The 17,039-nt window shown below is 58.2% G+C and carries 17 protein-coding genes and 1 pseudogene; 6 read left to right on the top strand and 12 right to left on the bottom strand.

Annotated features, from left to right (window positions below):
- Positions 1-14: 14 nt before the first annotated feature.
- The 12 genes and pseudogenes from tnpB (XH89_RS40935) to XH89_RS40880 form a co-directional block, all read right to left on the bottom strand.
- A complete protein-coding gene (gene tnpB / locus XH89_RS40935; RefSeq protein ID WP_128929738.1) occupies positions 15-209 on the bottom strand; it encodes an IS66 family insertion sequence element accessory protein TnpB in 195 nt (64 codons plus the stop codon).
- A gap of 33 nt (positions 210-242) precedes the next feature.
- Entirely contained in the window at positions 243-1,469 is a 1,227-nt protein-coding gene (gene ltrA / locus XH89_RS40930; RefSeq protein ID WP_128929739.1) for a group II intron reverse transcriptase/maturase, read from the bottom strand.
- Positions 1,470-2,075: 606 nt separating this feature from the next.
- Positions 2,076-2,249, bottom strand: a pseudogene (gene tnpB, locus XH89_RS40925) (IS66 family insertion sequence element accessory protein TnpB); the annotation flags it as partial.
- Positions 2,246-2,647 (bottom strand): transposase, encoded by a 402-nt coding sequence (locus XH89_RS40920; RefSeq protein ID WP_128929741.1) that lies wholly within the window; start codon positions 2,645-2,647, stop codon positions 2,246-2,248. The gene XH89_RS40920 and the pseudogene tnpB (XH89_RS40925), both read right to left, overlap by 4 nt.
- 296 nt (positions 2,648-2,943) lie before the next feature.
- Positions 2,944-3,645 carry an ABC transporter ATP-binding protein gene (locus XH89_RS40915; RefSeq protein ID WP_128929742.1) on the bottom strand — a complete coding sequence of 234 codons (702 nt, stop codon included), beginning with the start codon at positions 3,643-3,645 and terminating at the stop codon, positions 2,944-2,946.
- Complete coding sequence (locus tag XH89_RS40910; RefSeq protein ID WP_128929743.1) at positions 3,638-4,372, bottom strand: ABC transporter ATP-binding protein; 735 nt, start codon at positions 4,370-4,372, stop codon at positions 3,638-3,640. Before XH89_RS40910 ends, XH89_RS40915 begins: the two co-directional genes overlap by 8 nt.
- A complete protein-coding gene (locus XH89_RS40905; protein ID WP_128929744.1) occupies positions 4,359-5,396 on the bottom strand; it encodes a branched-chain amino acid ABC transporter permease in 1,038 nt (345 codons plus the stop codon). Before XH89_RS40905 ends, XH89_RS40910 begins: the two co-directional genes overlap by 14 nt.
- A gap of 78 nt (positions 5,397-5,474) precedes the next feature.
- The gene (locus XH89_RS40900) at positions 5,475-6,695 is read right to left on the bottom strand and encodes a substrate-binding protein (protein ID WP_128929745.1); all 1,221 of its coding nucleotides are present in this window, start codon (positions 6,693-6,695) and stop codon (positions 5,475-5,477) included.
- Between the two features lie 4 nt (positions 6,696-6,699).
- Positions 6,700-7,557, bottom strand: coding sequence for a branched-chain amino acid ABC transporter permease (locus XH89_RS40895; RefSeq protein ID WP_128929746.1), 858 nt, complete (start codon positions 7,555-7,557; stop codon positions 6,700-6,702).
- Positions 7,558-7,590: 33 nt separating this feature from the next.
- A complete protein-coding gene (locus XH89_RS40890; protein WP_128929747.1) occupies positions 7,591-9,105 on the bottom strand; it encodes an amidase in 1,515 nt (504 codons plus the stop codon).
- A 442-nt stretch (positions 9,106-9,547) separates the two neighbouring features.
- On the bottom strand, positions 9,548-9,925 hold the full coding sequence (locus tag XH89_RS40885) for a nuclear transport factor 2 family protein (RefSeq protein ID WP_128929748.1): 378 nt from the start codon (positions 9,923-9,925) through the stop codon (positions 9,548-9,550).
- A 428-nt stretch (positions 9,926-10,353) separates the two neighbouring features.
- On the bottom strand, positions 10,354-11,262 hold the full coding sequence (locus tag XH89_RS40880; protein ID WP_232995599.1) for an AraC family transcriptional regulator: 909 nt from the start codon (positions 11,260-11,262) through the stop codon (positions 10,354-10,356).
- A 215-nt stretch (positions 11,263-11,477) separates the two neighbouring features.
- Here XH89_RS40880 and XH89_RS40875 point away from each other — a divergent pair, with 215 nt between their 5' ends.
- The 6 genes from XH89_RS40875 to XH89_RS40850 all read left to right on the top strand — a co-directional run bounded on the left by XH89_RS40875 (position 11,478) and on the right by XH89_RS40850 (position 16,977).
- Complete coding sequence (locus XH89_RS40875; protein WP_128929749.1) at positions 11,478-12,419, top strand: ribokinase; 942 nt, start codon at positions 11,478-11,480, stop codon at positions 12,417-12,419.
- 25 nt (positions 12,420-12,444) lie between these two features.
- Entirely contained in the window at positions 12,445-13,311 is an 867-nt protein-coding gene (locus tag XH89_RS40870; RefSeq protein ID WP_232995600.1) for a 3-methyl-2-oxobutanoate hydroxymethyltransferase, read from the top strand.
- Positions 13,312-13,409: 98 nt separating this feature from the next.
- Positions 13,410-14,405 carry a sterol desaturase family protein gene (locus XH89_RS40865; protein ID WP_128929750.1) on the top strand — a complete coding sequence of 332 codons (996 nt, stop codon included), beginning with the start codon at positions 13,410-13,412 and terminating at the stop codon, positions 14,403-14,405.
- A 129-nt stretch (positions 14,406-14,534) separates the two neighbouring features.
- A complete protein-coding gene (locus XH89_RS40860; protein ID WP_128929751.1) occupies positions 14,535-14,855 on the top strand; it encodes a Rieske 2Fe-2S domain-containing protein in 321 nt (106 codons plus the stop codon).
- A gap of 17 nt (positions 14,856-14,872) precedes the next feature.
- Positions 14,873-15,748: a sugar phosphate isomerase/epimerase gene (locus tag XH89_RS40855; protein WP_128955097.1), complete on the top strand. Its 876-nt coding sequence runs from the start codon at positions 14,873-14,875 to the stop codon at positions 15,746-15,748.
- On the top strand, positions 15,745-16,977 hold the full coding sequence (locus tag XH89_RS40850) for an NAD(P)/FAD-dependent oxidoreductase (RefSeq protein ID WP_128929753.1): 1,233 nt from the start codon (positions 15,745-15,747) through the stop codon (positions 16,975-16,977). Before XH89_RS40855 ends, XH89_RS40850 begins: the two co-directional genes overlap by 4 nt.
- Positions 16,978-17,039 lie beyond the last annotated feature (62 nt).

The following is a 17,039-nucleotide window of genomic DNA, read 5'->3' as shown; positions in this document are numbered from 1 at the left end:
CAAACCAAAAACGGCTATCCGACACGCGTCGGACGATGAGTTTCTTGAGGGTTGCGCCAATCGATTCCGGACAACAGGTAGCTCATCTGAGCCGATGAGATCGTCACCGCTTCGCCCGCAACCGATGGCCAGACGAACCTTCCTCTCTCAAGTCTCTTAGTGAACAGGCATGCTCCCTGGCCATGGTGAGTCGGCCCCGGGAGTTGCACCCGGAGCCGCTCTCCGAACCGTACGTGACGCTCTCACGTCATACGGCTCTCAACAAGTAACGAAGCAGAACCTAACATCGTCCAATGAGCGAACAGCTTCGGCCTACGGCAGCGGATCAGCCTGAGCCTGGTGGAGGCCCTGACTTTTCCATTCTTCAGCCCTTTGTATTTGCGTCGCGCCCAGCGGTTTAGAGATTCGTCGACGTATCGATACAGGTTATGCATTTCTGACCGCCCATATCTGCCGTAGTACTGCATCCATCCACGAAGGACGGGGTTCAGTTCCAAGGCGATTGCGTCGATTTCCGTCTGCGAGCGAAGCCTGAGCCGGAGCTGCCGGATCGTCATCCGCATAGACTTCATTGCCGCCCTGCTGACCGCTGGCGAGAACGTACAGAAGTTTTCTTTCTTCTGATGGTTTCTTGCCCTGCGCGGTCGAAAGGTAAATCCCAGAAAGTCAAATGACTGACTGGCATGGCTACCCGGGCGATTGCTATCTTTGCAGTAGACGATCTTGGTCTTGTCGGGATGCATTTCGAGTTCGCATTCCCTGAACCTCGCCTGCAGCGCCGCCTTGATGGCTTCCGCTTCAGCCTTGGTTCGGCAATGTACGAGCCCGTCGTCCGCGTATCGACACCACGGTGACTGCGGGAAGTTTCGCGCCATCCATATATCGAACGCATAATGCAAGAACAAATTGGCAAGGACGGGACTGATCACGCCGCCTTGGGGTGTACCCCGGTCGCGAGCGGTGATCGCTCCGTCTTTGCCTTGCATCGGCGCTGTTAGCCAGCGTTCGATGTAGAGCAGAGCCCATTCGTCTTGCACATGCTTCCTGACGGCTTTCATAAGCAACTGGTGGCTGATATTGTCGAACAGGCCTTTGATGTCGAACTCCAGCACCCAGTCCATCTTCCAGCACCGTTGCCGGGTGATGCCGACGGCGTCCAGCGCGGCTTTTCCGGGCCGGTAGCCGTAGGAATCGGGAAGGAAGATTTTCTCGAGTACTTGTTCAATCTGAAGCTTGACGACCGTCTGCGCCACGCGATCTGCTACTGTCGGCACGCCTAGAATGCGTTGTCCGCCGTTCTTCTTGGGAATGGGGACAGCCCGAACGGCAGGTGGAAAGTAGCTGCCAGAAGACATTCGATTCCAGACCTTGTAAAGGTTGCCCTTGAAGTCCTTCTCAAAAGCTTCGAGCGATACCTTATCCACGCCGGCCGCGCCCGCATTGGCTTTGACCAGTTTGTAGGCCTTCATCACTGTCTGCTTGTCGATATCGTACTGCTTACGTCCGGTTACACTCACATGTCCTCCTGCTCATCACAGTTGCATATGGGCGCAACCCACTTGTTTCGGCCCCTTCGCTCCAGTTCCATTACAGCACCTTCATCACTACTACGAGCCGATCCGCCCCAGTGTTGTGCTTCGGTACTCTCGTCTCGCGGTGTGTGCCGCTTGAACTTCTCCCTTGGCATCACAACGACTGGTTCCTGCAGTTCTCTACAAGAGCCTGTATCCAGATCGCGTCCCCTAAACGCCGGTCGCCATCCGCGCAGTAATCCAGGCGTCTCACGGATTGATCTCAGGGATGGCACGCGCCCCTGATTTTGGCGACGCCTTAGTAATTTTCGACGCGTCATCGGAAGATTTGCTTTCGCTCGCCTTCTGGATACTTACCTGCCCCGTAAACCCGGGACTTTTGCAACACTTGCTGATGACCGCGCCTTTTAAACGAAGCCACAGTGTCGTGGTTTTGCACCTGCGCCTGGAACGCCGATGCAGGAGGGCCGTCCTCCATCTCTCATAAAGCTGTACGCATCAAATTCGGTTATTCACCTCCTTCATGCTCTGCAGCACACCGTGCCAGATCACCTTCACAAGATCGCTGCGGCGACCGCGGAAGACGAACAAATGACCGCTGAGCGGTTCTTTGCGCAGCACCTCCTGAACTTGGAGGGCCAGCGACAGGAAGCCTCTGCGCATATCCGTGTAGCCTGTCGCCAGCCACACTCGCACATTCCCTGGTACAGCAATCATCGGCGTCCAAGCACATCGAGGACCCGCGCCAGCGCCTCCGGATCGACGTGCGCATCCACCCGGATGCACCGTCGGTTGCCGAGATCGATCTCTATCAATCCAGTACGTGCGGCTGCCGCCGAGCGAACTCGGCCATCAACCGTAGGCAAAAGCTTCGCAGTTTCTTCAGCCGAGGCCGCTACGGCGGCGATCTGCACCGGCGTAAAAGATGGTGCAACTTGTTCCGATGTCCGTGCTTGTCGACGCCAGGTAAACACCAGGCTGGCCGCTACTCCGTTGCGCCGCGCGACTTCAGTTACCTTCGCGCCCGGTACTAGCGTCTCCTCGACAATCCGTGCCTTGTCGTCCTGCGACCAACGCCGCCGCCGCTCAAGCCCGCCCAAAACTTCGACCCGCATCGCCTGATGACCTTAAAGCTAGACTTAAGGTCACACGCTTCGCGAATTACCACCCGTCACGCAAGACGGTCCTCGTCGGAGGCGTACTTTCAAGTGGACGAGAATGTCGGCTCGCTTCGAACGCAGAATGGGGCCCAGCGCGCCTGTGAGCCCGTAGCGGGCGCGTCAAGTTGCTGAGGTCAAGTCAGCAAACTCCGCTGCTGGAGTTTTCCAAACAGCCGCTCAAATCTAGGGAGAAGTCAGCCGAACCGGTCTACGATTAGCGTCGGCCGTCAAAGCAATCTGGAACGCGCCACTTAAGGCGCGAGGTAGCGCAGAAGTTCCGGATTCGTGCGGATATCGGCTGCAGCGCCTTGTAGTGCGATACGGCCGCGATCAAGGACATAGGCCTTGCTCGCCACGCGCAACGCGAGATCGAGGTGCTGTTCGACGATGATGACCGCGATTTCCTTGGCGAGTTCAATGAGACGTTCGGTAATCTCTTCGATGACGCCGATCCAGACGCCCTCGGTCGGCTCATCCAGCAGCAGCAGCTTTGGGTTCCCCAGGAGGGCGCGCCCGATCGCTAACATCTTACGCTCGCCACCAGAAAGCGTACCAGCCGCCTGGTCCAGGCGGTGGCCGAGCTTGGGAAAGATCGCCAGGACCCGATCGATCGCCGAAGCGTCGGTGTTGAAGAGGGAGCCCATTGCAAGATTATCCCGCACTGAAAGGCGTGAGAACACTGAGTGCTCTTGCGGCACATAGCCGATGCCGGCGCGCACGCGTTGCTCGGTCTGGAGCCGATTGAAATCGTGGCCATCGAAGACTACCTCGCCTCTCCAGCTTGGTAGCTCGCCAACGATAGCTTTCATAAGCGTGGTCTTGCCTGCACCGTTGCGCCCAAGCACGGCGGTACCACCACGCCACGGAATGTCGAGGCTCAGGTCAAACAGCACCTGGCTGCGACCATAACCGGCGTCGAGATGTCTTATGTCGAGAAAGCGTTGTTCAAGCACGGCGCAAATAGATCTCCTGGACACTTTTGTCAGCCTGGATCTCAGCGACGCTTCCTGTCGCCAGCACACGGCCCTGGTCGAGGACGGTGAGGCGGTCGCAAATGTCGCGGATGAAATCGAGATCGTGCTCGACGATAACGAGGGAGCAGTGCTCCTTTATTGGTCGCAACAGTTCGCCAGTGACGCGACGCTCCTCCAGGCTCATGCCTCCGGTAGGCTCGTCCAGCAGCAGGAGCCGGGGTTTTCCCGCGAGCGCCATCGCAATCTCCAGCCATTGCTGCTGGCCATGGGATAGCGCTGCTGCTGCATCGAACGCACGATCGGCAAGACGAAACTGGGTGAGCATCATCATGACCTGGTCGTGCAGCTGTCTGCGGCTGCGCGAGAACACAAGATCAAAAAGAGAGCAGTGCCCCTGCAGGGCAAGGAGGATGTTGTCGTAGAGGGTGAGGGATGGCAGAACCGATGTGATTTGGAACTTCAGGCTCATGCCAGCGCGCGCGCGCTCGGTGGGGGTGAATGTGGTAATATCAGTGTTGATGAATCGGACTTTGCCTTGCGTCGGTACCTCCGCCCCCGCGATGCACTTCATCAGCGTGCTTTTCCCCGAGCCGTTCGGCCCGATCAACCCGTGGAACTCGTTCTCGCGGACGGTGAGCGCCGCACCGTCGACTGCCGTGAGCTTGCCGAAGATCTTTCGAATGCCTGCAGCTTCAAGAAGCGGCATGATGCTGCGCCCTCTTCTTGTCTTGCGCTTTGGCGGCGAAACTGCCTACCCGCTCGCGCTCCGTCAACACCAGGCTGATAAGCCCAAGCGGCCGAAAAAGGATTACCAGGAGCAGGAGCACGCCCAGGATGATCGGCCAGATATCGCGGTAATTGTCCGACAGCCAGAAGGAGAGACCTTCGACAATCGCCGTACCGATCACCGCACCGATCAGCGTGCCGGAACCGCCGAACAGAACGTAGAGCACGACTTGCGTGGAGACGACAACGCCAATCATATTGGGCCACACAAAACCCTCGTGGAAGGCATAGAGGCTGCCGCTCAGGCCTGCGATGGCGCCACCGATCGCGAACACTATGGCTTTTAGATGCTGTGTCCGGTAGCCGAAAAAGGCAATGCGTTGCTCGTTCTCGCGGAGGCCTGCGAGTGCAAGACCGAACTGCGAGCGCACCAGGAAACGGCATGCAACGTAGACGATGACAAGAAGCCCTAGTGCCAGATAGTAAAAGTTCGACCCTTCCGATAATTCGTAGGAGCCGAGCGTCATCGGCGGAATCGAGGGAATGCCGTTCTGGCCGCCGAGATAGTACCAGCCACGCGCGAGGCGATCCGCCGCATAGGCACCGGTGAGCGTACCGAGCGAAACGAAGATCATGCTGGCCGGATGCCGTCCGAGTAGGAGGAACCCACCAAGTAGCAGCGCGAATACGAGGCCAATCAGCGTGCCCGCCGGCAGTACCAAAAGGATTGAGGTGATATCGAGGTCGCGCGCAAGCAGCGCAACGCCGTAGCCTGCGGAGCCGAAGAAGAGGGCCTGCCCAAAGCTCATGATTCCGGCATAGCCCCAGACCAGATCGAACGAGAGAGCGAAGAGCGCCAGGATCACAACGCGAGTGGCAAACACCGTAAGATAGTCGTGAAGCATCACCGGAAGGACTAGTGCTCCAATCAGCACTAGTCCTTCGATGATGAGCAGGACACGTCGTGCACGACTGACCTGTCCTGCAAAGGCGATTTCAGCCATGTCAGCCGTCGCACAATTCACTTCTAGCGTGGGCACCGATGGCCTCTCTACCGCGCTTGTCGCTTTCACAGTGATTCGTCAACATTGCCCGGGATCGACAAGCCCATTGCTGCGTTGCACGACTTGAAAAACCCCGCTCTTGCACACGGCCGTGTACATGTTCATCTTACAGTGCCGCTTGCCCGGCACCATCTCGGCGGGGCCGCCCGGACCCTCCGCGATCTTTGCGTGATCGAGCGTCGCAGCAACCGACTCGCGATCGACCTTTCCGGCCTCTTTGACGGCAGCTTCCCAAAGTTTCAGCCCGCGATATGTACTGGGAGCGGCACTGCTCGCGGCAAATAGAGAATCGCCTGGATAGTCCTTATCATAGGCAGCCTGAATTCTGGCGGAGACCGGGTCATCTTTGGCGACGGCTTTGTAATAATCGAGACAACTCGCAAGCCCTTCCATCTCATTGACCGGATGGAGGCTGAGATAATTCTCGTCCTCGTTGACGGCAGCAAGCCGTCCGCCGTTCTTCAGATAGCCCGCTTCATAGAGCTGTTTGAACAAAGGACCGACGCCGGGTGGAATAACGGTGTTAAAGACGGTGTCGGCCTTGTTGGACATGATCGCGTGGACAGTGGCGGAGAAATCCACTTGGTCTAAAGGATAATACTCCTCGAACACGACCTCGCCGCCATTGGCTTCGATTAACTTGCGAGCATATGCATTCAGGTTACGCGGCCAAATGTAGTTGGAACCTGGAAGGGCAAATCTCTTGCCGCCGTTCTTGATCAGCCACGGGATAAATGTGTCGCATTGCTGCGCCGGTGTGGCGCCGCTGCAGAACAGGTATGGCGTGCATTCCCCCCCTTCATAAAATTGCGGATAGATATAGAGCGTCTTGCCCCGAGAAACGATCACATCCTTGATCGCATTGCGCATTGAGCTCGCGAGGCCGCCTAGGACCATGTCCACCTTGTCCCGCTGGATCAGCTTGCGCACGTTGCCTACAGCGACCGATTCATTGGAGGCGGTGTCTTCGATGTACAGCTCGATCGGCCGGCCCAAAAGACCACCTGAATTGTTGATCTCCTTGATGACCATTTTGGCGACGTTGGCATCCGCCTTTCCGGCAAAGCCGATCGGGCCGGTCAGATCGATCGCGATGCCGACCTTGATGGGACCTTCGGCCGCATTGGCCCAGTCGGGACGGATCACCCAGCTACTCGCTCCTGTGGCGATTGCACCGGCCGTGAAGGCAAAGTTCGAAAGGAAACGACGGCGTGTGAAATTGAGTCGATCAACAGCCATATGACTACACTCCCCCTTGCGCGATGAGGCCTTGCGGCCGACACTTGATGAAAACAATGGCAAGCAAGAAGACGAGCACATCGGCGAGGACCGGAGGGATAACCCAGGGCAGCGCCGCGCTGAGAGCGCCGATGATACCGGCTCCTGCCACTGGGCCCATAAAGGAGCCGACACCGCCAAGCATGACGGCGACAAATCCCTGGATCAGAAAGCGAATTCCGAGATCTGCAAACAGATCGAACACCGGCACGATAAGCGCCCCGGCGAGCCCGGCCAAAGCTGCGCCGAAGGCAAAGGTGGTGCCATAGATGAAATTCGTCGAAACCCCGGAGGCGCGCGCTAGCGCCGGATTTTCCAGGGTCGCCCGAACGCGCAAGCCGAAGCTTGTGCGGGACAGGAGCAGAAAGCAGCCCCCCATCACCAAAGCCGTGATCACGAGAATCGTAAAGCGCCAAGCTGAGATGTGTATCGTGGCGATATCTATGGATCCACCGATAGGCTCCGGAACCGTCAGATAAAACCCGCCAATTAGGCCCCGCACAGACTCCCGGATGATAAGACCGAGCGCATAGGTGCCGAGCATTGCAACGATCGGTGCGGCATAGAAGCGGCGGATGATGAGCGCTTCGAGTACGAAACCCAGCAATCCGACTAAGATCGGTGCCGCCGCCATACCGAGCCAAACCGGGAGACCATGACTATAGGCGAGATAAGTAATATAAGCGCCGAGCAGGACGAACTCACCCTGGGCAAAGTTGAAGATGCCCATCATGCTCGCGATGATTCCTAGCCCAAGCACGATCAACACGATAATCGCACCGAAGCTCAGGATCTCGAATGCCGCCATGAATGCACTAGTCATATGCCGCGATCCAGTCGCACTATCGTCTCGGCCTCACATCTTCTTCCAGTCGCCTATCTGTTCGAAGGCATGGGCGGCGCGGTAGATGGTGGATTCCTCGAAGTGGCGACCGACCAGCATTAGGCCCACTGGCAGGCCGTCGACCATTCCGCAGGGCAGCGACATAGCTGGATGATGCGTAATGTCGAATGGCGCGGTGTTGGTGAACATCTCAATCGCGCGCGTGAAGTAGTCCTCGCGACTGGCATTGGATGGCGGCAGCGGGGTTGCCTTCATCGGCGTCGTCGGCATGAGGAGGAGATCATAGCTCTCGAGAGCTTTGTCATATGCCGTAGCGAGGCGGCGGGAGATGTTGAGCGCCTTGCCGTAAAACCTGGACCCGAAGGTGTTGTTGATATAGGTCCCCCACAACATAAACAGCTTGTTAGTCTCGGACAATGAGTCCGCCTTCTGCCGCCACCCGCGATGGAAATCCATCAGGGAGGTTGGATAAAGATCGCCTCGGCTGAGACCATAGCCGTCACCGAACATCATGGTCTGGACAGCCCCCTCAGTTCCGATGGGGGTCCAGATCGCCGCGCCTAGAAGGTGCATCGGAATCGAGACGATCTCTACGGTCGCGCCGAGATCTTTGAAGCGCTTTGCGGCCTCACGCACGCTTTCGTTCACGGCAGCTTCTGCGGACGGCTGCTCGAAGCCCTCCTTGAGGATACCAATCTTCATCCCTTTGATGCCCGCACCCAAGGCCTTGGTGTATTCATCCACCTTCGGAGCCTTGATGCGCGAATCGTAGCCGTCGTCGCCGGCGATCACCTCGAGTAGCAGGGCGTTGTCGGCCACCGTTGCCGTAATCGGCCCGGTGTGGTCGATAAAGATCTCAATCGGCATTATTCCTGTATAGGGAACGAGACCCCAAGTCGGCTTCATACCGTACGTGCCGCAGAATGAGGATGGCATTCGGATCGAACCGCCCTGATCGCCGCCGATCGCAATGTCGACCTCGCGTAGTGCGACCACAACCCCGCTTCCGGAGGAAGAACCGCCGGCCGAATAGCCCATCTTGTGTGGATTGTGGACCGGGCCAGTCGCGTTGGTGTGGCTGCCGCCAGAGAGACAGAAGGCTTCGCAGTGAACCTTGCCCACAATTTCGGCGCCAGCATCAAGCATGCGTGTAACGATGGTGGCGTCAAAATCGGGTACGTAGCCTTCGAGGGTGGCCGAGCCATTCATCATAGGCACTCCGGCCAACATAATGTTGTCCTTCAAGGCAACGGTCTTGCCTTTCAGTTTTCCGCTGCCGGCGCCTTTGATGTTGGTTTTGCGGTACCAAGCATTGCGAGTGTTTTCGTCTGGCGATGGCCGATAGCCGGGCGTCCGCGGATATTTGACCACGGGCAACTCGTCGGGCATCGCGGCAACGAGATTGTATGCGTCCAGCGAGCCCCGCATCAAACCGCGGAACGAGGCGACATCTTCGTCGGTCAACGAAAGACCACACTGCTTGGCAACTTCGAGAAGCTGGGTGGGAGTCGGAAGGGAAACTGACACGCGGCTCTCCTGAAAGGTTGATCCCGTCATTGGGACACGCGGCGTTCTTCTGTCGTGGCCGCTTATCAGATTAGCCGTAGGTAAAGCGCAGCAGGGCGCTCGGCCCCAGAAGGTGCGCAACGCAAGTTGGGTAATATTGGGTAAAACGACGCTGAATGCGTCTGCCAGTGCAGGCGTTTCGCCGATCTGTCCTGCCTCGCCGGCTTGTCTTTGAGCCCTTAGGTCTTTTTGACGGGCTGGTAAGGCGACAAGTGAACCGGTCTCGTCACCTTAGAGTTGAAATATGGCACGGATCTGACAATGCAGCGGATTACATCAGAGGCCTAAGCATTTCAAAGTAACAACCAGCCAATTTCGGCGATCACGCGCTTCCCCTAACTGGCGCGAACTGCCGCGCGCCAAGCTCACGATCGTACGCGCATTCGCCACCACCTTAATCCACCTAAAGGGGGGTGGTAGATGAATGATGGTGTAAAATCTTCCAGGAGGCATCATGACGGCGCAGCACAAACGTAAATCGGGCGGGTGTCGCCACTTGCAGATCATGCCGCGTTTCAGAAAAGACATAATTTCCGACGGCCATAACAATGTCAGCCGCCAAGCTGACGCAATGACATACGTCAAATTTTACCCTTGCGGTGCCATGGAAGTAGGTGCGTATTTCTGCGACACCGATGTAGAGCGTGGAACTAGACGTACCGTGAAGCAAGGCATCATCTGCGTATAACGCAACAAGATACTCCGGCTTGCCAGAGTTGAACGCTCGCGCCCAAGCTTCCAAGAAGGCACGCACATCCAGCACAACTTTGTCGTTGTTCACGATGAACGCCTCTTCAGCGGAGAAATGGCGACCGGAAGCGATAAGAGTGGGTTGGCCTTACCATCTGATATAAGGAAACCTCTTGCATATGCACTGCATTTTTGATCCGTTCGTTCATGCTTCCGACTGCGCGCTCATCCACGATCTTGTTGAGGTCGCTGCTTGTCAGCGGAGCGCAACGTTTTTTGCAAGCTCGCCTCCTCTATGCAGCTTGTCGGTCATTATGTTCTCATTGCGAGCCAGCAGTACCTTCGCCACCCCGTCCGGGTCCACACCAAATTGGTGATGGGGCCGCAAAAGAATTGGCGCGAACTCAACAAGTACGGACCGAGTTCAGAAGTGTTCGCAGAGGATCAGGGGCAGCGACGTGAAGTCGCTGCTTCGAGCCCTTGATCGCCGCGTATACGACGCAGCCCTGATACACCGGCTTATCTTCCCTCAGCTCGCCGCCAGGTGCTGGGACTGGTGCCAGTGCTGCGCTTAAATTCACGGCTGAAGTGATAGACGTCACAAAAACCGCAGCGTTCGGCGATTGCGCCGAGCCCAGCGTCACTTTCCAAGAGCAGCTTTTGCGCCATCATGATCCGCTCTCGAATCAACAAGCGCCTTGGGCTGATCTGCAGATGCCCTTGAAATAGCCGCCGCGTCTGTGCGGCGCTGAGGCCAGTGACCGAGGCGAGTTCATCGGCGTGCCAGGATCGCTCCGGGGACTGCCGCATCTTTAAAATGATGGCTCGCAATGGGGCCGGGAGACGGGATTCACCGTGCTTCGAGGAAGGTGCTGCGATGAGGTGAAGCAGTTCCGCCACGAGGCAGTTAAGTGCCAAATCGACGTTATCATCCCTGGCGCGCAAGACATCAAATAGTCTTGCGAACCACCGTTCGATCTCGTTCGGCACTGATATCGTTGCTAGCGTTGCTCCGGTGCCGAACACCTTTCGCCGAATGGCCGCACAGTCGGGCCCGTCGATCCGCACCCACAGAACAGTCCAGGGATCATTTTCATCCGGCCAGTGCGCATGCGACGTTTCGTTGGCAATCCAGATCAACTGACCGCGCTCAACAGTCGATGTCCTGCCTTCGCTGACTACAAAGCCGCGCCCAGCGGAGCAGTATAGAATGTCCTGGCCCGGATAATTGTCTCGAGCGATGTGATGATCACGTGCGGTGATGGCCTTGCCCGCCCTAAGTACCGTAAAGGCGCATCGGGTCCAGGCAGCATCAGGGAGGACGTACTGATGGCTCTCAGGAAAAAGTGTGCGCTGCGGCAAGCCGGCCATGCGCGTTTTATATAAATTGAAGCGTGCTTTGTCCATTCCCGCTGGGGCTTTCTGCATCTAGGCTCGATGTCAATGACTAACAAATGAGCTCGTGATCAGGCTCCCGGATGCACGTTTTGTATCCATAGAGATCGCTGAGGGAGCTCAGGGAGGACCGGTGCCGATGCTCACGGCCCACGAAACTGCGCCACCGCGCGCAGGGCCCTTGTGGCGACGTGGTGGAGGCATTCCACGCCACGCCTTGATCTCAGGCACTTTCAGGGGAGGAATTGATGAGTAAACCGAGAATTACCGTCGTCGGCAGCTTCGCCGTAGGACTGACCATTCGCGCTCCGAACATCCCGGTCTTCGGGGTCACGATGTTAGGCAGCAGTTTCGATATGGGCCCGGGCGGAAAAGGTTCGAATCAGGCTGTTGCCACTGCGCGGCTCGGGGCGGACTCGTCGCTGGTTGCGATCATCGGCAAAGACCAATTCGCAGATATTGGCATTGATCTGTACAAGGCCGAGGGCGTCGATACGGCGCATGTCAAGCAGATCACCGAGAAGCCGACGGCGGTTGGCTTCATCATCCTCAATGAGCGAGGCGAGAACTTCATTATCATGGATTATGGCGCCACAAACGCCATGGATCCGGCTTTTGTCGATCGCGCCGAGAGCCGCATTCGCGAGAGCGACCTCGTCATGGCGGTCCTGGAGCCGCCGGTCGAGGTGGCTATGCGGGCGATGGAGCTCGGTCGCAAATACGGTAAGAAAACCATTCTCAATCCGGCGCCGGCCGCACCGCTGCCGGATGAAATCTTCCCGTTGGTCGATTTCCTGACGCCGAATGAAAGCGAACTTCGCATCCTGCTCGGTCTGCGCCCGGATGATCCGCGGCCCTCGCGCGAGCTGGTCGATCTGTTGCGCAAGCGCGGGGCCGCCAACGTGATCGTGACGCTTGGCGACCGTGGTGTACTGATCGTCACCGACAAGGTCGATACCACCATTCCGGCTGCAGTGGTCGACGTAGTGGACACGACGGGTGCTGGCGACGCGTTCAATTCCGGCTTCGCCGTGGCTCTGGCGGAAGGGCGGGATGTGATCGAGGCCGCGCGCTTCGGGGTGTGCTGCGGTGCCCTGGTCTGCACAAAGCTAGGGGTCATTCCCGGCATGGCGAGGCGCGCCGCAGCAGACGAGATGTATCGCACAATGCGCGCCTCGGCTGCAGAATGAGAGAGCAACAAGAAATCAATGCGCCTTGGGCGCGAACAGTGAGAACTGGAACGATATGCCGCGGATTTACGATTGGGCGGCGCGCGAGGCCGAGCGCACGGTGACGGTGGCCGACCTGCGCGCTTCCCGAAAGTCGGGCAAGCGCTACACTCAGGTCACTGCCGAGACCGCCGAGGAGGCAGCGGCCGCGGAGCAGGCCGGCATTGAAATGCTGGTGACCCGCGCCCGCAACGTGGAAGCCGTACGGAGGGGCTCAAAGCACCTCTTCGTCACCGCCGCGTTGGGCTTTGCCGATGCTGTAACACAGGACGACATCCTTCGTACCGCCTTGAAGGCGCTAAGCGACGGGGCCGATGCGGTGATCACCGCACGCGGCATGGCGACCGTCTCAATGCTCGCGGCCGAGGATATTCCGGTTGTCGGTCACTTGGGCCTCGTTCCCAGAAAATCGACCTGGCTCGGAAGGCTTCGCGCCTTCGGCAAATATGCGGAGGAAGCCTTGGCACTCTTCCAGCGCTTCCGACGTCTAGAAGAAGCCGGCGCTTTTGCGGTGGAATGCGAGGTCATCCCAGCCCGGGTCATGTCGGAAATTCGCCGGCGGATCGGACTGGTGACCGTCTCGCTCGGCTCCGGACCGGATGCTGACGTGATCTTTCTATTCACCGAGGACATATGCGGTGGCGAAGGCCGGCGGCCCCGGCACGCTCGGGTCTATGGAGATCTTCAGGCCCTGCAGGAGCGCATCAAACAGGAGCGCGTGAAAGCTCTCAGCGCATTCCGTGCTGACGTCACCGCAAATGGCTTTCCAGGCCCGCAGGAAATATCGGACATCGCCGACGATGAATATGCGGCCTTCGTGTCGAGACTAAAAGACTCGGGCTTTGGCGATTGATCTAAAGCTCTTGCGACGGCGACGAGAGCTGATCTCAATCAGCCGGCGAAGGATCTAACACACGAGCTGTCTGCCTTGAAGCGGCAATGGAGTGCAATATGGACGAAGCATTGTACGGCACGCGCGATAAGCGGGGCAATTGGGTACCAAAGAAGAAGCCCGAACGTGCGCCGATTTTTGTCTGGCCGGTGCAACCGCTGAAAATACTGCGCTGGTTACCGGGCTATCTCCTGCCCTGGAATACGGTCTATTTCCTGATCTCTCTTGTATCGTGGACTTATCTCACTCCATCGCTCGATACGATGCGAGAACTCCACGCCGACTGGATACTGCTCATTCTGCTTCGTAACACCGCTTTGACTCTCCTCCTCTACGGCACCTTCCATTTCATTCTTTATATCGAGCGGCGTCAGCAGACGGCGTTTAAATACAATGCAAAGTGGCCGGATGCGCACAACCCGACCTTCATGTTCGGAAGTCAGACGGCCGAGAACATATTCTGGACCATGTGCAGCGCCGTGCCTGTATGGAGTGCATATGAGGCGCTCACCTGGTGGATGTACGCGAACGACCGCTTGCCTTACGTCGATTTCGCAGCGCATCCGCTATATTGTGCTGCACTCGTGCTGGTGATGCCGGCGTGGCGCGAACTGCACTTTTACCTCATTCACCGCCTCATCCATATTGGGCCGCTGTACCATCTCATCCACAAGGTCCACCACAAGAACGTCAATCCGGGGCCGTGGTCCGGCCTCTCGGCGTCGACACTGGAACACATCGCTTACTTCTCAGGGGTATTGATTCATTTCGTTCTTCCGTCCCATCCGCTGCACGCAATGTTTCAGCTGATGCACGCGGGACTGTCCCCCGCAAAGTCACATACCGGTTTCGACCGCGTGGTCGTGGATGATGCGAAGGCGATCAGCACCGACAACTTCTACCATTACCTGCACCACAAGTATTTCGAGGTGAACTACGGTGAACGCCGCATCCCGCTCGACGAGTGGTTCGGCACGGCTCACGACGGCTCTCCAGAGGCCGACGAGAGAATGTATAAGCGCATAAAGGCCAAGAAGTGGGTGCGCGGCGGTTAGCGCCGAAGCGGGGAGGCTCCGAAGGCCTGTCACGTTGAGGCAGCCCTTGCGCCGCAACGGTACTGGCGCACGCTGCGCGACTGAGCCACAGCCGATTGATCGCCGCCAGTTGAAGATTGAGGACTAGATATGACTAAACAAGCTGAATGGGTGGCGGCCTGCGCTGCGGACGCTTTGAGGCCTGAAGAGGTTCGCCGCCTCGATCACGGCGGCCGCACGTTTGTGATTGTTCGCTCGCCCGAGGGCGATTACTTCGCGATGGACGGCCACTGCTCACACGAGAAGGTCCATCTTGCGGATGGCATTGTCGATGGCGGAATTATCGAATGCCCGAAACACTTCGGCACCTTCGACTATCGAACGGGCGAGTCGCGTGCGCTGCCCGCATGCGTCGACTTGCAGAGTTACGAGGTAAAAATCGAGAATGGCATTGTTATGGTCAAGGTCTGAGCGGGTGAGAGCTGCGGATGACCTCACAGCGTTTACTTGTCTTGCAGTCCCTCTGGGCCATGGAGCGGCGGCAGCCTGACGGTTTCGAACGTTCTCTCGATGAAAACCTGGCGATGATACAGCAAGCGGGGTTCGACGGGATCTCTACGTCCTGCAATGATCCAGGACGCGTCAACCTGATCGCACGCGCTTTGAACGGTTCCGGGCTTGCAGTCGAGGGCATGTGCTTCCCGCAGACGATCGATCACTTGAAGTCTGCCATCGACCTCGCCAAGCAGATCAACGTTCTGCATCTCAACGTCCAGCCAGACATCCGTCCGCGCAGGGTCAGCGATTGTATCCCGCTGCTGGATGGCTGGATCAGGGTGGCGGAAGAGGCAGGCATGCCGATCTACTTCGAAACGCATCGCAACAGGATGACCACGGATCTCCTCTTTACTCTCGATCTGATGGACGAGGTGCCCGGGATGCGGATCCTTGCCGATTTGTCGCACATCCTGCTGGGTCGGGAGTTCTGGTATCCCATCTCGGACGAGGATGAAGCGCTGGTGCGGCAGGTGCTCGATCGCGCTTGGGCGTTTCATGGACGGGTTGCATCTCGCGAGCAAATTCAGGTTGAGATCACGTTTCCTCAGCACAGGATATGGCTGGATCTGTTCCTGGGGTGGTGGAAATACGGGTTCCGAAGCTGGCGAAAGCGCGCAGGCACGGGTGCCTGCCTTAGTTTTACCTGCGAACTTGGCCCGCAGCCCTATGCGATCACCGATCGGCAAGGCAAGGACACGACGGATCGTTGGGAGGAAGCTCTTCTTCTTAGGTCCCTAGTCCGTGACCTCTTCGATAGCGTGGCCAGTGAGGAGCAGGCTCTGCCTGCAAGAGGGGTGGCCATTTGAGTACTCATTCGACGATTGCCATTGTTGGCGCCGGCGAAGCTGGCACGGCAGCCGCCCTGGCGCTGCGCGAGCGCGGCTGGGAAGAGAGCGTGGTGTTGATCGGCAACGAAAGCAGTCTCCCGTATGAGCGCCCTCCTCTCTCCAAAGCAGTTCTGGTCGATGAGACGAGGCCTGGGCCGAAGACGATTGTGACGTCAGAGCGGCTTTCCGAATTGAAGATCGATTATCGCCACGGCTGTGAGGTGGTCTCGATTGATCGCACGGCCAGCATGGTGATTCTCTCGAATGGGGCCAAGATAGGCTATCATCGCCTCCTCTTGGCCACTGGCGCTCGTCCGCGTGACCTGAACGTGCCAATTGCTGAGGGATCAAGGGTCGCAACGCTTAGGTCGTATGAGGATGCCACACGCCTTCGCGAGTTAATCGGCCAAGGCTGCGAGATGGCTGTGATCGGCGGCGGCTTTATCGGGCTCGAGGTTGCTGCGAGCTCGATCTTGCGAGGCGCTTCGGTCATCGTCTTCGAAGCAGGATCGCGCATACTTTCCCGGGCAGTGCCAGTTGGCATAGCTGAACTGATCAGGGCCAAGCACGAGCGTTCTGGGGTACGGATCGAGACAACGGCAGTCGTTGAACGTATCGAGCTTTGTGAAGGACGCTCCTGCGTGGTACTGGCCGGGGGCCAAAGACATCTTGCCGATCTCGTGATCGTGGGGGTCGGTGCAACCCCCAACGTCGAACTGGCGCAAGCGGCGGGGCTCGCTGTCGACAACGGCATCGCGCTTGACGAAATGCTGGCCACATCGGATCCGCGCGTATTCGCAGCGGGGGACTGCTGTTCCTTTCCACATCGCCTTTACGGAAAGCGGATCAGGCTGGAAGCTTGGCGCAACGCGCAGCGGCAAGGGGTGATTGCGGCGGCGAATATGGTGGGCGAGGATCGTCCGTATGACGATCTCCCCTGGTTCTGGTCGGACCAATACGATGAGACTTTGCAAATGGTCGGCCTCTGCTGCGGCGGAGAAATCCCGGTCGTCAGAAGCCTAGGCCCGAGGGGCCAACTTCTATTCTCCCTTGTCGACGGCGGGCGCCTCGTGGCTGCTTGTGGGTTTGGAAGCCTCGGCGCCGTTGCGAAGGAAATCCGAGTTGCAGAGACGATCATTAGGCGGGAACTGAAGGTCGAGGCAGAGGCGCTCGCTAATCCGGCGCTGAACTTGAAGCAGCTTCTTTAGTGACTACTGCCGCGGCGCAGGTCACCCGGCAAGCAAGTCACCTGGCAAAAGGACATGCGCCA

It is taken from the genome of Bradyrhizobium sp. CCBAU 53340 (assembly GCF_015291645.1).
In the GTDB taxonomy this organism is placed as follows: domain Bacteria; phylum Pseudomonadota; class Alphaproteobacteria; order Rhizobiales; family Xanthobacteraceae; genus Bradyrhizobium.
Note: the sequence above shows the minus strand (reverse complement) of the source record. Positions and strands in the feature narration are given on the sequence as shown.

Coding starts and splice junctions, on each gene's coding strand:
- ltrA (WP_128929739.1), bottom strand. CDS start 1,469: ATGAAGGCCTACAAACTGGTCAAAGCCAATGCGGGCGCGGCCGGCGTG.
- XH89_RS40920 (WP_128929741.1), bottom strand. CDS start 2,647: ATGCGGGTCGAAGTTTTGGGCGGGCTTGAGCGGCGGCGGCGTTGGTCG.
- XH89_RS40910 (WP_128929743.1), bottom strand. CDS start 4,372: ATGCCGCTTCTTGAAGCTGCAGGCATTCGAAAGATCTTCGGCAAGCTC.
- XH89_RS40905 (WP_128929744.1), bottom strand. CDS start 5,396: ATGGCTGAAATCGCCTTTGCAGGACAGGTCAGTCGTGCACGACGTGTC.
- XH89_RS40900 (WP_128929745.1), bottom strand. CDS start 6,695: ATGGCTGTTGATCGACTCAATTTCACACGCCGTCGTTTCCTTTCGAAC.
- XH89_RS40895 (WP_128929746.1), bottom strand. CDS start 7,557: ATGACTAGTGCATTCATGGCGGCATTCGAGATCCTGAGCTTCGGTGCG.
- XH89_RS40880 (WP_232995599.1), bottom strand. CDS start 11,262: ATGCAGAAAGCCCCAGCGGGAATGGACAAAGCACGCTTCAATTTATAT.
- XH89_RS40875 (WP_128929749.1), top strand. CDS start 11,478: ATGAGTAAACCGAGAATTACCGTCGTCGGCAGCTTCGCCGTAGGACTG.
- XH89_RS40865 (WP_128929750.1), top strand. CDS start 13,410: ATGGACGAAGCATTGTACGGCACGCGCGATAAGCGGGGCAATTGGGTA.
- XH89_RS40860 (WP_128929751.1), top strand. CDS start 14,535: ATGACTAAACAAGCTGAATGGGTGGCGGCCTGCGCTGCGGACGCTTTG.
- XH89_RS40855 (WP_128955097.1), top strand. CDS start 14,873: ATGACCTCACAGCGTTTACTTGTCTTGCAGTCCCTCTGGGCCATGGAG.